The organism is Streptomyces sp. NPDC047853, from assembly GCF_043204535.1.
GTDB lineage: Bacteria > Actinomycetota > Actinomycetes > Streptomycetales > Streptomycetaceae > Streptomyces.
The window spans coordinates 1-13,310 of sequence record NZ_JBIDCI010000005.1; the positions used below are offsets into that span (position 1 = coordinate 1).

The 13,310-nt window shown below is 72.2% G+C and carries 15 protein-coding genes; 12 read left to right on the top strand and 3 right to left on the bottom strand.

Annotated features, from left to right (window positions below; all coding sequences use genetic code 11):
• The coding region (locus ACGF5T_RS11425) for an integrase core domain-containing protein (RefSeq protein WP_392887619.1) at nt 1-533 on the top strand (533 nt) is incomplete at its 5' end.
• Here ACGF5T_RS11425 and ACGF5T_RS11430 read toward each other — a convergent pair.
• Complete coding sequence (locus ACGF5T_RS11430) at nt 530-1,993, bottom strand: regulator (protein WP_356610642.1); 1,464 nt, start codon at nt 1,991-1,993, stop codon at nt 530-532. The genes ACGF5T_RS11425 and ACGF5T_RS11430 overlap by 4 nt on opposite strands.
• A gap of 236 nt (nt 1,994-2,229) precedes the next feature.
• Here ACGF5T_RS11430 and lipB point away from each other — a divergent pair, with 236 nt between their 5' ends.
• The 4 genes from lipB to ACGF5T_RS11450 all read left to right on the top strand — a co-directional run bounded on the left by lipB (nt 2,230) and on the right by ACGF5T_RS11450 (nt 5,394).
• Entirely contained in the window at nt 2,230-3,030 is an 801-nt protein-coding gene (lipB, locus tag ACGF5T_RS11435) for a lipoyl(octanoyl) transferase LipB (RefSeq protein ID WP_356610643.1), read from the top strand.
• A gap of 167 nt (nt 3,031-3,197) precedes the next feature.
• A complete protein-coding gene (gene lipA / locus ACGF5T_RS11440) occupies nt 3,198-4,151 on the top strand; it encodes a lipoyl synthase (protein ID WP_356610644.1) in 954 nt (317 codons plus the stop codon).
• A 256-nt stretch (nt 4,152-4,407) separates the two neighbouring features.
• Entirely contained in the window at nt 4,408-4,608 is a 201-nt protein-coding gene (locus ACGF5T_RS11445) for a hypothetical protein (protein ID WP_053129709.1), read from the top strand.
• 81 nt (nt 4,609-4,689) lie between these two features.
• The gene (locus tag ACGF5T_RS11450) at nt 4,690-5,394 is read left to right on the top strand and encodes a DUF4191 domain-containing protein (protein ID WP_053129711.1); all 705 of its coding nucleotides are present in this window, start codon (nt 4,690-4,692) and stop codon (nt 5,392-5,394) included.
• Between the two features lie 134 nt (nt 5,395-5,528).
• Here ACGF5T_RS11450 and ACGF5T_RS11455 read toward each other — a convergent pair whose 3' ends face one another.
• Nucleotides 5,529-5,996 carry an RDD family protein gene (locus ACGF5T_RS11455; protein ID WP_356610646.1) on the bottom strand — a complete coding sequence of 156 codons (468 nt, stop codon included), beginning with the start codon at nt 5,994-5,996 and terminating at the stop codon, nt 5,529-5,531.
• A gap of 253 nt (nt 5,997-6,249) precedes the next feature.
• Between ACGF5T_RS11455 and glnA the strand changes: the two genes are divergently transcribed.
• A complete protein-coding gene (glnA, locus tag ACGF5T_RS11460) occupies nt 6,250-7,659 on the top strand; it encodes a type I glutamate--ammonia ligase (RefSeq protein WP_356610647.1) in 1,410 nt (469 codons plus the stop codon).
• A 161-nt stretch (nt 7,660-7,820) separates the two neighbouring features.
• A complete protein-coding gene (locus tag ACGF5T_RS11465; RefSeq protein ID WP_356610648.1) occupies nt 7,821-8,084 on the top strand; it encodes a hypothetical protein in 264 nt (87 codons plus the stop codon).
• 45 nt (nt 8,085-8,129) lie between these two features.
• Here the strand turns inward: ACGF5T_RS11465 and ACGF5T_RS11470 are convergent, their stop codons facing one another.
• The gene (locus ACGF5T_RS11470; RefSeq protein ID WP_356610649.1) at nt 8,130-8,444 is read right to left on the bottom strand and encodes a hypothetical protein; all 315 of its coding nucleotides are present in this window, start codon (nt 8,442-8,444) and stop codon (nt 8,130-8,132) included.
• Nucleotides 8,445-8,618: 174 nt separating this feature from the next.
• On the opposite strand from ACGF5T_RS11470, the gene ACGF5T_RS11475 reads away from it, so the two are divergent.
• From ACGF5T_RS11475 to ACGF5T_RS11495, 5 genes are all read left to right on the top strand, one after another.
• The gene (locus tag ACGF5T_RS11475; protein ID WP_366766639.1) at nt 8,619-8,978 is read left to right on the top strand and encodes an arsenate reductase family protein; all 360 of its coding nucleotides are present in this window, start codon (nt 8,619-8,621) and stop codon (nt 8,976-8,978) included.
• Nucleotides 8,979-9,110: 132 nt separating this feature from the next.
• On the top strand, nt 9,111-9,803 hold the full coding sequence (locus tag ACGF5T_RS11480; RefSeq protein WP_356610651.1) for a hypothetical protein: 693 nt from the start codon (nt 9,111-9,113) through the stop codon (nt 9,801-9,803).
• A 278-nt stretch (nt 9,804-10,081) separates the two neighbouring features.
• On the top strand, nt 10,082-11,113 hold the full coding sequence (gene glnII, locus ACGF5T_RS11485) for a glutamine synthetase (RefSeq protein ID WP_361011536.1): 1,032 nt from the start codon (nt 10,082-10,084) through the stop codon (nt 11,111-11,113).
• 489 nt (nt 11,114-11,602) lie between these two features.
• On the top strand, nt 11,603-12,220 hold the full coding sequence (locus tag ACGF5T_RS11490) for a winged helix-turn-helix domain-containing protein (RefSeq protein ID WP_361011533.1): 618 nt from the start codon (nt 11,603-11,605) through the stop codon (nt 12,218-12,220).
• Nucleotides 12,221-12,280: 60 nt separating this feature from the next.
• Nucleotides 12,281-13,297, top strand: a complete 1,017-nt coding sequence (locus ACGF5T_RS11495) for an SDR family oxidoreductase (protein WP_366766638.1) — start codon at nt 12,281-12,283, stop codon at nt 13,295-13,297.
• Nucleotides 13,298-13,310: the final 13 nt, after the last annotated feature.

Consider the following 13,310-nt stretch of genomic DNA (forward strand, 5'->3'; position numbering starts at 1 on the left):
CCCACGGCAGGGCCCAGGGCAGCCGCAACAGCTCCGCACACCGCGATCCCACCCGGCCCCGCACCCGTCACGGCCGCCCCAACCTCGGCTACAGCTACCTGCACACCGCCGTCGACGACCACTCCCGCCTCGCCTACAGCGAGATCCACGCGGACGAGAAGAAGGGAACCGCCACGGGCTTCTGGCGGCGGGCCCACGCCTACTTCGCCCGGGCCGGGATCACCGTCGAGCGGGTGCTGACCGACAACGGCTCCTGCTACCGCTCACGCGACTGGCGCGACGAGCTGACCCGGACCGGGATCACGCACAAGCGCACCCGGCCCTACCGGCCCCAGACGAACGGCAAGGTCGAACGCTTCAACCGCACCCTGCTGGACGAGTGGGCCTACGCCCGCCCCTACCGGTCAGAAGCCGAGCGCAGGGAAGCGTTCCCGCAGTGGCTGCACACCTACAATCACCACCGCGGACACACCGCGCTGAAAGGCCAACCACCCGCCAGCCGCGTCCCCAACCTCACGGGTCAGTACACCTAGCCCAGCGCCGCCACCCTGTCCCGGTAGCCCCGCACGGGCGCCGCGTCCCGGTACGGCTCCAGGCGCCGTTCGAAGTCGCGGACGTACTCCGCCGCCCGGACCGACCGCATCTCGGCCGCCTGGCCGGCCGCCTCGGCGGCCAGCTGGCAGGCCTGGTCCAGCTCCCCGAGCCCGAGGCGGGCGGTGGCCAGCACCACCCGGCAGAAGAGCCGGCTGCGGGCGTAGACGGGGGCGCGCAGGAGCAGTGAGCGCTCCGCGTACTGGGCGGCGGCGCGGAACTGCTGGAGGTCGCGGTGGCAGTGCCCGAACTCGTCGGCGAGCTGCGCCTCGTCGAAGAAGCGCGCCCAGTGCGGCACCTCGTCCCCGGGCCGGGCGGCCTCCAGGGCGCGCTCGGCCCTCACCAGTGAGGCGGTGCACGCCCGCACCTCGCCGAGCACCCCGTGCGCCCGCGCCTCGGCCGCGTGCAGCAGCGTCTGCACCACGGGCGGCGCGGAGGTCCCCACGCCCTGCTGCGCCACCCTGGCCAGTTGGACCGCCTCGCGCCCGTGCCCCAGGTAGACGGCCTGGCGGCTCATGGTGACCAGCACGTAGGAGCCGTACGCCCGGTCCCCCGCCGCCTGCGCGAGCCGCAGCGCCTGGACGAAGTAGCGCTGGGCGAGGCCGTGCGCGGCGATGTCGTACGACGTCCAGCCCGCGAGCCGGGTCAGGTCGGCGGCGGCCGAGAACAGCCGCCGCCCGGTCTGCTCCCCGTAGGTGCCGCGCAGCATCGGCTCCAGCTCGTGCTCCAGGTAGCGCACCAGGGCCTGGCGGGCGTGTCCGCCGCCGTACCGGTCGTCCAGGCTGCGGAACAGCTCGCCGACCGAGCGCAGCGCGGCGAGGTCGCCGCCGGTGACCTTCTGGCCGGGGCCGCGCTCGGCCGGGGCCCGCCGGCGGTCCGGGTCGAGCGGGACAGGCCCCCTGGGCACCGCCGGACGGCCCTGCGCGGGGATCCGGACGGGCACCTCGACGCGGGCCACCTTCTCGTCGGCGCGGCCGATCAGCCAGTCCCTGCTGGGCACGACGAGGCCCGCCGGCGTGAAGGCGATCTTGCGCAGCTCGGCGTGGCTGCCGGAGTCCTTGCGCCACAGCCCCGCGACGATGTCGACGGCCTCGTCCGGGGTGGCGGCGAACTCCAGCCCCGCGTAGACGGGCGCGCAGGCGTCCAGACCGAGGTCCTGGGCGCTGAGGCGGCGGCCGAGGCGCCGGGTGAAGACCTCGGCGATCAGGGCCGGGGTGGTACCGCGGGGCTGCTGGCCGCGCAGCCACCGGGTGACGGACGTCTTGTCGTATCTCAGGTCCAGGCCGTGTTCGAGTCCGAGCTGGTCGACGCGACGCGCGAGACCCGCGTTCGAGAACCCCGCTTCGGCGATGAGCGCGGCGAGCTGGCGGTTGGGGGTGCGCTGCGCGGGTCGTTCCGTCATGGTGCGGTGCGGTCTCCTGCCTTCCGGGCCGTTCGATGTGCCCGGAGCGCCTGTGAGCAGCCCTTATGGCCTCGTGAACGGCGTGAATGTAGCGGAGAGTAAGCGCCCGATCGCACACTTCGACCGGCATTCATCCGATCGTGTGAGGAACGCCCGCTCGGCTGACGGGACCCGGACGGTCGTACAGTGGCGTGGGCACCCTTCGTGCCTTACGACCTTCCAGGGAGGCACTTGCCGTGAGTGAGCTGCGGTTCGTCCGCATGGGGTTCGGTGCCGAGCGCGTCGAGTACCAGGAGGCGTGGGACGAGCAGCGCCGGGTGCACGCGGCGCGGTTCGCCGACGAGGTCCCCGACACGGTGCTGCTCCTCGAACACCCGCCGGTGTACACCGCCGGCCGGCGCACCGCGGACAGCGAGCGCCCGCTGGACGGGACGCCCGTGATCGACGTGGACCGCGGCGGGAAGATCACCTGGCACGGTCCGGGTCAGCTGGTGGGGTACCCGATCCAGAAGCTCCCGCGCCCGGTGGACGTGGTGGCGCACGTGCGGCGGCTGGAGGAGGCCCTGATCCGCACCTGCGCGGAGTTCGGCCTCGGGACCACCCGCATCGAGGGCCGCAGCGGGGTCTGGGTCCTCGGCGACCCGGTCGAGCGGCGCCCGGCGCTCGGCGGTCTGTCCCTGGACTTCGACCCCCGGCTGGCCGACGAGGAGTTCGACCCCCGGCTGAACGGGCCCGAGTACGCCCCGTCCAACGCGGGCCAGCGCCGCGAGGACCGCAAGATCGCGGCGATCGGCATCCGGGTGGCCAAGGGCGTCACCATGCACGGCTTCGCGCTGAACGTGAACCCGGACAACAAGTGGTTCGACCGCATCATCCCGTGCGGCATCCGCGACGCCGGCGTCGCCTCCCTGGCGAACGAGCTCGGGCGGGACGTGACCATCGAGGAGGTGCTGCCGGTGATCGAGCGCCACCTGCGCGACGTCCTGGAGAACGCGGACCTGAGGCCGCGGGAGATCGAGAAGGCCCCCGCGGCCTGACCGCGGGCATAAACCCGGCCCGTCCGGCGTTTGACGACGAGGCCGATCAAGCCGACGGCGGGGGTCCGGGGGCGGCAGCCCCCAGCAGGGCCAGCACTCTCGCGGGCCACCAAATCAACGGGCGTACCCTGGGTCACGCCGAAGAATCAAACGCTAGGGAGCCGGTCGTGTCCGCAGTCGCACCCGACGGACGCAAGATGCTGCGCCTGGAGGTCCGCAACAGCCAGACCCCCATCGAGCGCAAGCCCGAGTGGATCAAGACCCGGGCGAAAATGGGCCCCGAGTACACGAAGATGCAGAACCTCGTGAAGAGCGAGGGCCTGCACACGGTCTGCCAGGAAGCCGGCTGTCCGAACATCTACGAGTGCTGGGAGGACCGCGAGGCGACCTTCCTCATCGGCGGCGACCAGTGCACGCGGCGCTGCGACTTCTGCCAGATCGACACCGGCAAGCCCGAGGCGCTCGACCGCGACGAGCCGCGGCGGGTCGGCGAGTCCGTGGTCACCATGGACCTGAACTACGCCACCATCACGGGCGTCGCCCGCGACGACCTTCCCGACGGCGGCGCCTGGCTGTACGCCGAGACGGTGCGCCAGATCCACCAGCAGACGGCGGAGCGCGAGGCCGGCCGCACCAAGGTCGAGCTGCTCGCCCCCGACTTCAACGCGGTGCCCGAGCTGCTCGAGGAGGTCTTCGCCTCCCGCCCCGAGGTCTTCGCGCACAACGTCGAGACCGTCCCCCGCATCTTCAAGCGCATCCGCCCCGGCTTCCGCTACGAGCGCTCCCTGAAGGTCATCACCGACGCCCGCGACTACGGCCTGGTCACCAAGTCCAACCTGATCCTCGGCATGGGCGAGACCCGTGAGGAGATCAGCGAGGCGCTGAAGCAGCTGCACGAGGCCGGCTGCGAACTGATCACCATCACGCAGTACCTGCGCCCGTCCGTGCGCCACCACCCCGTGGAGCGCTGGGTGAAGCCGCAGGAGTTCGTGGAGCTGAAGGAGGAGGCCGAGCAGATCGGCTTCTCCGGCGTCATGTCCGGCCCGCTGGTCCGCTCCTCCTACCGCGCGGGGCGGCTCTACCAGATGGCCATGGAGCAGCGTCAGGGCGCCGCGGCCTGACAGGGGCGCGCACCCGGCGTGTGAATTCACGCACAAGGACCTACCGGCCAGTAGTGGCCGTGACGCCGCGGTCCCGACCGTCCTCGCAGTTGAGGACACCGGTCGGGGCCGCGCCGCCGTGGCACCCGCGGGCATCGCGTCTTCATGTCCGTTTGACCGGCGGGTCACGCCCTGGTAACACCAATCAGTGACCCTGGAATCACACCACGTACACCCGTCTCCGTGCCCGGAGCCGTACCGAGGGGGGACCTCCACGATGCAGGCCGCGCCCGTTCGCGCCACCGCCATCCCGTCGTTCACCACCGCCCTGCGGGCCGTCGAGTCACTGCTGATGAGCAGCGGCCAGCGCACCGCGCGGCGCAACGCCTGGACCTCCGTGCTGGAGGACCGCCGCCGCGCCAAGGACCGGATCGAGACGGAGCGCGTGCTCGGCCAGACCGTCTCCGGCCGCTCCTGACCCCGGCCCCCTCGCCGTCCCGCCCGCCCGTGCCGGGCACTGCCGTCGTCGGCGCTTTCGGGGGCACGTAGACTTCGTGCCATGGCGAGGAAGGAACCTGCAGCGGACGCTGCGAATCCCGGGCGACTGAAGCAGATCGCTCTGACCTACAAGATGACCCGCAAGGCCGACAAGAAGATCGGTCTTGTGCTCGCGGGTGTCGGCATCGTCGTCTTCGGTGTCCTCCTCGCGATCGGTTTCCTGATCGGTCACCCCATCTATCTCGGCATCCTGGGCGTGCTGCTCGCCTTCCTCGCGACGGCGATCGTCTTCGGACGCCGGGCCGAGCGGGCGGCCTTCGGTCAGATGGAGGGACAGCCCGGCGCCGCGGCGGCCGTGCTGGACAACATCGGCCGGGGCTGGACGACGACCCCCGCGGTGGCGATGAACCGCAACCAGGACGTCGTGCACCGCGCGGTCGGCAAGGCCGGCATCGTGCTGGTGGCCGAGGGCAACCCGAACCGGGTGAAGACCCTGCTCGCGGCGGAGAAGCGGAAGATGAACCGCATCGTCGCCGACGTGCCCGTGCACGACCTGGTCGTGGGCACCGGCGAGGGTCAGGTCGAGCTGAAGAAGCTGCGTACGACCATGCTGAAGCTCCCCCGCGTCCTGTCCGGCCCGCAGGTCACCGTGACCAACGACCGGCTGCGCGCCCTGGGCGACCTGATGAGCAACATGCCGCTGCCCAAGGGCCCGATGCCGAAGGGCATGCGCATGCCCAAGGGGGGCAACCCCAGGGGTCGCTGACCCTAGGCACCTCGCAGGACGACTCCGCGACGCCGGTACGGCGATGGGGGCGACCGGATCACTCCGGTCGCCCCCATCGCCGTACCGCACGCGCGGGGCCGTTCCATGACCTCACGGACCTCGCGGCGCCCGCGTCAGATCCGGATTTCCACGGTGCGCGCCAGCCGGTCGTGCAGGCCCCGGCCGTCGCGGTCCCAGATCAGCGCCGGCAGGGCGAGGCACAGCAGCACCGAGCGCAGCAGGGCGCGCACGGGGCTCGGGCGGCCCGTGGCGAGGTCGACCACGCGCAGGCCGAGCAGGCGCTTGCCCGGGGTGTAGCCGACCGTGCCGACGGTCAGCACGCTCAGCACGAAGAAGATCAGCAGGGCCCAGTTGCCGGTCACCTGGTCGTAGCCGTCCGTGATCAGGCCGTATGCGATCAGGAGGCACAGACCCCAGTCGACGGCCATGGCGCCGATCCGCCGGCCCGGGCGGGCGATCGACCCCGGCCCCTCCTCCGGCAGACCGAGCTGCTCGCCCCGGTACCCGAGGTCCGCGCCGGCCTCCTCGATGGCCGCGCGCGGCCCGGAAAGCCACGATCCGATTGCTTGCCTGTTGTCCACCCGTCCACGGTACTGCGCCCGCATATGACCTCCGGACGGAGGGGGCGTGAAGGAGGCGCCGAGGGGCAGACGGCGGGGTGTGCCGGGCGCGGAGGAGGCCTAGGCTGGAACGGAGCCGGTTAACTTCTGCGAAACAAATGGGTCACGCCCGAGAAATCACCCGTCCCTAGGGTCGAGGAAGCGTGTGCCACCCGCACTGGCCGCACGAACGATCTACCACCCCGGCGGGACGGTCGGGAGTAGGAGGAGCTGGATGTTCCAGAACGCCGACGACGCCAAGAAGTACATCGCCGACGAAGACGTCAAGTTCGTCGACGTCCGGTTCTGCGACCTGCCGGGCGTCATGCAGCACTTCACGTTGCCCGCCGCGGCGTTCGACCCCGACGACGAGCAGGCCTTCGACGGCTCCTCGATCCGCGGCTTCCAGGCCATCCACGAGTCGGACATGTCCCTGCGCCCCGACCTGTCGACCGCGCGCATCGACCCGTTCCGCCGGGACAAGACCCTCAACATCAACTTCTTCATCCACGACCCGATCACGGGCGAGCAGTACTCCCGCGACCCGCGGAACGTGGCGAAGAAGGCGGAGGCCTACCTCGCCTCCACGGGCATCGCCGACACGGCGTTCTTCGGTCCGGAGGCGGAGTTCTACGTCTTCGACTCCGTCCGCTTCGCCACCAGCGCGAACGAGTCCTTCTACCACATCGACTCCGAGGCCGGCGCCTGGAACACCGGTGCGCTGGAGGACAACCGCGGTTACAAGGTCCGCTACAAGGGCGGCTACTTCCCGGTCCCGCCGGTCGACCACTTCGCCGACCTGCGCGCCGAGATCTCCCTGGAGCTGGAGCGGTCCGGCCTCCAGGTCGAGCGCCAGCACCACGAGGTGGGCACGGCCGGCCAGGCGGAGATCAACTACAAGTTCAACACGCTGCTCGCCGCGGCCGACGACCTCCAGCTCTTCAAGTACATCGTGAAGAACGTGGCGTGGAAGAACGGCAAGACGGCGACCTTCATGCCGAAGCCGATCTTCGGCGACAACGGCTCGGGCATGCACGTCCACCAGTCGCTGTGGTCGGGCGGCGAGCCCCTCTTCTACGACGAGCAGGGCTACGCCGGCCTGTCGGACACCGCGCGCTACTACATCGGCGGCATCCTCAAGCACGCCCCGTCGCTGCTGGCCTTCACCAACCCGACGGTGAACTCCTACCACCGCCTGGTGCCGGGCTTCGAGGCGCCGGTGAACCTGGTCTACTCGCAGCGCAACCGCTCGGCCGCGATGCGCATCCCGATCACGGGCTCGAACCCGAAGGCCAAGCGCGTCGAGTTCCGCGCGCCGGACGCCTCCGGCAACCCGTACCTGGCCTTCTCGGCCCTGCTGCTGGCGGGCCTGGACGGCATCAAGAACAAGATCGAGCCGGCCGAGCCGATCGACAAGGACCTCTACGAGCTGGCTCCCGAGGAGCACGCCAACGTGGCGCAGGTCCCGACCTCGCTCGGCGCGGTCCTGGACCGCCTGGAGGCCGACCACGAGTTCCTCCTCCAGGGCGACGTGTTCACCCCGGACCTGATCGAGACGTGGATCGACTTCAAGCGGGCGAACGAGATCGCCCCGCTCCAGCTGCGTCCGCACCCGCACGAGTTCGAGATGTACTTCGACGTGTGATCGACGCCCGGCCCGTCCGGACCGTCCGGCGCCCCCGTCCCCTGTCCGTCAGGGGGCGGGGGCGCCGTCGTCGGCCGGAAACCGCCCCTGGCGGAACCCGGCCCGGGATCATGGATACTGACACGGTTGTTCGAGTCAGGGGACGGGGAGAGGGATCGGACATGCCCGAACGGGACGACGAGGAGCGCGAGTTCGACCTGCGGTGGGCGGACGGCGCCGAGCACAAGGAGCCTTCCGCACGCGCCCGGATGCTCGCCGCGCGCTGGAAGGAGAACCCGCCCGGACCGGTCCCCTTCCGCGCCGATCCCGAGCACGTGGGCCGCTCCGGACGCCGGTCGTCGTGGGTGTCGACCGTCGTGGTGCTGGGCTGTGTGGCGGCGGTGATCGTCCTGCTGGGGTACGTCGACTTCCGGGCGCCCTACTAGGGGGTGCCGGACACCGCGTGGGACGCGGCGGTGTCCGGCGTGAGCTCAGCGCGAGTACCGCATCAGCGCCCGCACCATGTGGCACGTCGTGTCCGACGGCGGGTGGACGCCGATGGTCTGCGCGGCGCTCCTTATCCTCTCGTTGCGCGCCTGGGTCGGCAGGTAGACGCCGGAGTCGAGCAGGGCGATGGCCAGCCGCATCGCCTTGAGCCGGCGGTTGTGCGAGACGTACCACTCGCGGGGGCGGCCCGCCGGCAGCGGACGCTTCTCCACGGGTTCGTACGGCAGGTCGAGCAGGACGGGCCGCTTGGCGGTGGACTGGGTGGGCAACGGCTTCGGCTTCAGTGCGGCAGCGGGCACGGGCATCCTCCTGTCGCGGTCAGGGCGCCGTCCGGACCACCCGGCGACACCCTCGAACACTGCTTCAATTTTACCGCCCCCCACTGACAAAAGCCCCTGGCCACAAGGGCTTTCGGGGTCGCTGTGGCACACGGGGCGAACGGGTTCCCGCGCCCCCGGGCTACGGTGTGCGGCATGGAGATCTGGATCAACCCGGCCTGTTCCAAGTGCCGCAGCGCGATCGGCCTGCTGGACGCCGAGGGCGCCGACTACACGGTCCGCCGCTACCTGGAGGACGTACCGAGCGAGGACGAGATCCGCGAGGTGCTCACCCGCCTCGGGCTCGAACCGTGGGACATCACCCGCACCCAGGAGGCCGCCGCCAAGGATCTGGGCCTGAAGGACTGGCCCCGCGACGAGGCGTCCCGCCCCCGCTGGGTCGCCGCGCTCGCCGCACACCCGAAGCTGATCCAGCGTCCGATCATCACGGCGGACGACGGGACGGCCGTCGTGGGCCGCACCGACGAGGCGGTCCGGGACGCCCTGTCCCGCTGACCCGTGGCTCGCCCCGGCGGGGAGGGGTGACTGTGACGCAGGTGTTCACGCGTACCGGGCCGGTCGCTGAGCAACTCCGTCCGATGTCCCGTACATAGCGGCGTACGCTCCCCCAGCTCTCAGGAGGCGCGCATGTCGCGCAGAAGAAGTCTCGGTACGAAGAAGAGGATCGCGTTGCTGCTCGGCGCGGCGACGGTGGCGGGTGGCGGGGCGTTCGTGGCGGCCACCGCCTCGAACGCCACCCAGCCCGCCCAGCACGCCCGGACGAAGTCCGCTCAGGACTCCTCCGTCTGCCAGGGCCTGGCCACCGCGCTCGGCAACAACCAGCGCTTCATCGAGGGCCAGCGGGCCGCTCCCGACGCGCAGTCCGAGGCCCGGATCGCCAACCGCGAGGCGGTCCTCGCGGAGATCGAGCGCAAGCAGGCGGCGTCCGGCTGCACGGTCGGGGAGTCGGCTCAGGACTCCCAGGCCGCGCAGCCGCCGCAGAACGGCGCGGAGGCGGGCCAGGACGCCGGGCAAGGCGCGGGCCAGGACGCCGGGCAGGAAGCGGGTCAGGCGGGAGGTGCCGCCCAGGCCGGTGAGCAGGTGTGCGCCGGCTCCACCGTCACCCTCTCCGGCGAGGGCGGCGCGCCCGCCGCGTCCAGCAACCAGTTCCCGGTGGGCACCAGGCTCAGGGTGACCAACCTGGACAACGCCAAGTCCACGACGGTGGAGGTCGCCTCCGCCTCGGGGAGCTGCGTCCTGCTCAACGACGCGGCCTTCGAGCAGGTCCGGGAGGAGGGCAAGTTCCTGATCCGGCGGGCGCTGATCGAGAAGGTGGCGTAAGCCTCGGACCCGGCCTCGGACCGGCCCAGGGGCGGTCCGGGTGCCGGGCCGGGCGCCGGGGCGGGTGCCGGGGCGGGTGCCGGTCCGGGTGCCGGGCCGGGTGCCGGGGCGTGAGATTCGCGCCACACCCTCGGCAGGTAACACGGGGTTCACATACGGGCAACGGACGGGAAATCGCCTGTTGGCACGCTGCACGGCAGCAGACGCGACGCCCCGGTCCGGCCCGGCGCCGCAGCACCCGCAAGTGCGCCCAGACCCACCCCGAAGGATGTGTCCCCGTGACCTTCAAGGCCGAGTACATCTGGATCGACGGCACCGAGCCGACGGCCAAGCTCCGTTCCAAGACGAAGATCATCACGGACGCCCCCGCGGGCCTGGACGCCCTGCCGATCTGGGGCTTCGACGGCTCCTCCACCAACCAGGCCGAGGGCAGCTCCTCGGACTGCGTGCTCAAGCCGGTCTTCTCCTGCCCCGACCCGATCCGCGGCGGCGACGACATCCTGGTGCTGTGCGAGGTCCTCGACACGGACATGACCCCGCACCCCAGCAACACCCGCGCCGCGCTGGCCGAGCTGGCCGAGCGGTTCGCCGCGCAGGAGCCGATCTTCGGCATCGAGCAGGAGTACACCTTCTTCAAGGGCGCCCGCCCGCTCGGCTTCCCCGAGGGCGGCTTCCCGGCCGCGCAGGGCGGCTACTACTGCGGCGTCGGCTCGGACGAGATCTTCGGCCGCGACGTCGTCGAGGCCCACCTGGAGAACTGCCTGAAGGCCGGTCTCGGCATCTCCGGCATCAACGCCGAGGTCATGCCCGGCCAGTGGGAGTTCCAGGTCGGCCCGCTGGCGCCGCTGGAGGTCTCCGACCAGCTGTGGGTCGCCCGCTGGCTGCTCTACCGCACCGCCGAGGACTTCGGCGTCTCCGCCACCCTCGACCCCAAGCCGGTCAAGGGCGACTGGAACGGCGCGGGCGCGCACACCAACTTCTCCACCAAGGCGATGCGCGAGTCCTACGACGCGATCATCACCGCCGCCGAGTCGCTCGGCGAGGGCTCCAAGCCGATGGACCACGTCAAGAACTACGGCGCCGGCATCGACGACCGCCTGACCGGCCTGCACGAGACCGCCCCGTGGAACGAGTACTCCTACGGCGTCTCCGACCGTGGCGCCTCGGTCCGCATCCCGTGGCAGGTCGAGAAGGACGGCAAGGGCTACATCGAGGACCGCCGTCCCAACGCCAACGTCGACCCGTACGTGGTGACCCGCCTGCTCGTCGACACCTGCTGCACCGCGCTGGACAAGGCCGGCCAGGTCTGACCCGGCCCCCACCCGCTCCGCAGGGCGCCCACCACGACGGTGGGCGCCCTTCGCGCTGCCCGCGCTGCCCGCGCGGCCCGGACGGCGCCCGGACGGCGGCCGGACGGCGGCGACTTCGCGCCGATCGGCGTCCACGCAGTGAGAGGAGACTCCTGCCGCGGGCCCGTGTCTGCTTCAATGGGCCCATGGCCAGCTTCCGGAAGCACGCAGTGACAGGTCGCCATGACCTCGAGCCCTTCTGGCCCTCCCGTCAGCACGACGACTTCGACCGGGTGTGTTGCCGCGCGACGATCGCGCCGGCCCGCTAGGAAGCCGTACCCCCACCGGGCGTACCCCCCAGGCCGTACACCACCGGGCTCGCACCCGGGGCGTACCCCCTGCGGGCCTTCCGCCGGCGCGCACGACGTACGTCCCCGCGACGCGCCCGATCACCGACTCGCGCCCGTCGCCCCACCCGACGAACCTCTCGCGCGAAAGAGCTGACGTCTCATGGCGACCACCCGTTCCCTGTCCACCGTCACCCTCGACTCCCCCGCCCCCGCCCTGCCCCCCTCCGTCGGCCACCGGCACGGACTGCGCGCCGTCGACCGGGACGAGACGGTGGACGTCACGGACTTCCTGCCGCCGGGCGCCACCTGGCTGCCCGCTCCCCCGCACACCCTGCCCTCGCTGCCGGGCCGCCCGCCGATGGTCGGCTACCTGGTGCTCGTCCCGGCCGACCAGCAGCCGCCGTTCCTGCCCGTCGGCGGCCTCGCGACGGCGGCGAGGGACACCGGGGAGGAGACCGGCGGGCAGGGCGGCGGACAGGGCGGCGACCCGCTCGTCCGGATCGACGCCGCGCGGCGCACGGCGGCCGTCGACGGCCGCGAACTCGACCTGACCTACCTGGAGTTCGAGCTGCTCGCCCACCTCGTCAGCCACCCCCACCGGGTGCACACCCGTGACCAGTTGGTCATGACCGTGTGGGGGTACGGCCACGTGGGCGACGGCCGCACCGTCGACGTGCACGTCGCGCGGCTGCGCCGGAAGCTCGGCGCCGAGCACCGGCGGACGATCCAGACGGTGCGGCGCGTCGGCTACAAGTACACGCCGCCCACGGGACGCTGAGTCTCTGCTGTCGGCAGACGGGCGTTCCCTTCGGTCCGGGCGCCGGGCACAGTGGCCCGCATGAGGCTACTGGTGCTGGGCGGTACGGAGTTCGTGGGGCGGGCCGTGGTGGAGGCGGCGCTCGGTCACGGCTGGGAGGTGACCGTCTTCCACCGCGGGCGGCACGCGCCACCGCCCGGTGTCCGGTCGCTGCACGGCGACCGCACCGCCCCCGACGGACTCACCGCCCTGGCCGACGGCACGTGGGACGCCGTCGTCGACACCTGGTCGGCGGCGCCCCGCGCGGTGCGGGACGCGGCGCGGCTGCTGCGGGGCCGCGCCTCCCGCTACGTGTACGTGTCGAGCTGCTCGGTGTACGCCTGGGCCCCGCCCGCCGGGTACACCGAGGAGGCCGCGCTCGTCGACGGCGCCTCGGCGGACGCGGAGCAGACCGACTACGCCCGGGACAAGCGGGGCGCCGAGCTGGCGGTCCTGGACGCCTTCGGCGCGGACCGCTCGGTGCTCGCCCGGTCCGGGTTGATCCTCGGCCCGTACGAGAACATCGGGCGGCTGCCCTGGTGGCTGACCCGCGTGGCGCGCGGCGGCCCGGTGCTCGCGCCGGGCCCGCGCGACCTGCCCGTGCAGTACGTCGACGTCCGCGACCTGGCCGGCTGGGTCCTCGGCGCCGTGGAGCGGGAGCTGAGCGGACCGTACAACCTGGTCTCGCCGCAGGGACACGCCACGATGGGCGCCCTGCTCGACGCCTGTGTCACCGCCACCGGCGCCCCCGCCGAGCTGCGCTGGACCGAGCCCGGCACCGTCCTCGCCGCCGGGGTCGAGCCGTGGACGCAGCTGCCGGTGTGGACACCGCCGGGCAGCGACCTGCACGACGCCCTGCACGGCGCGGACGTCTCCCGGGCGCTGGCGACCGGCCTGACCTGCCGCCCGGTCGGCGCCACCGTCACCGACACCTGGTCCTGGCTGGAGGGGATCGGCGGCACGGCACCCCGGCGCCCGGACCGTCCGCCGGTCGGTCTCGACCCGGAGACGGAGGCGAAGGTCCTCGCGGCCGGCCGGGACGCACCCGGGGAAGCCTGACCCGACCCGCCCC

Coding starts and splice junctions, on each gene's coding strand:
- glnA (WP_356610647.1), top strand. CDS start 6,250: ATGTTCCAGAACGCCGACGACGCCAAGAAGTACATCGCCGACGAAGAC.
- ACGF5T_RS11445 (WP_053129709.1), top strand. CDS start 4,408: ATGCAGGCCGCGCCCGTTCGCGCCACCGCCATCCCGTCGTTCACCACC.
- ACGF5T_RS11480 (WP_356610651.1), top strand. CDS start 9,111: ATGTCGCGCAGAAGAAGTCTCGGTACGAAGAAGAGGATCGCGTTGCTG.
- ACGF5T_RS11450 (WP_053129711.1), top strand. CDS start 4,690: ATGGCGAGGAAGGAACCTGCAGCGGACGCTGCGAATCCCGGGCGACTG.
- ACGF5T_RS11495 (WP_366766638.1), top strand. CDS start 12,281: ATGAGGCTACTGGTGCTGGGCGGTACGGAGTTCGTGGGGCGGGCCGTG.
- ACGF5T_RS11465 (WP_356610648.1), top strand. CDS start 7,821: ATGCCCGAACGGGACGACGAGGAGCGCGAGTTCGACCTGCGGTGGGCG.
- ACGF5T_RS11475 (WP_366766639.1), top strand. CDS start 8,619: ATGGAGATCTGGATCAACCCGGCCTGTTCCAAGTGCCGCAGCGCGATC.
- ACGF5T_RS11430 (WP_356610642.1), bottom strand. CDS start 1,993: ATGACGGAACGACCCGCGCAGCGCACCCCCAACCGCCAGCTCGCCGCG.
- ACGF5T_RS11490 (WP_361011533.1), top strand. CDS start 11,603: ATGGCGACCACCCGTTCCCTGTCCACCGTCACCCTCGACTCCCCCGCC.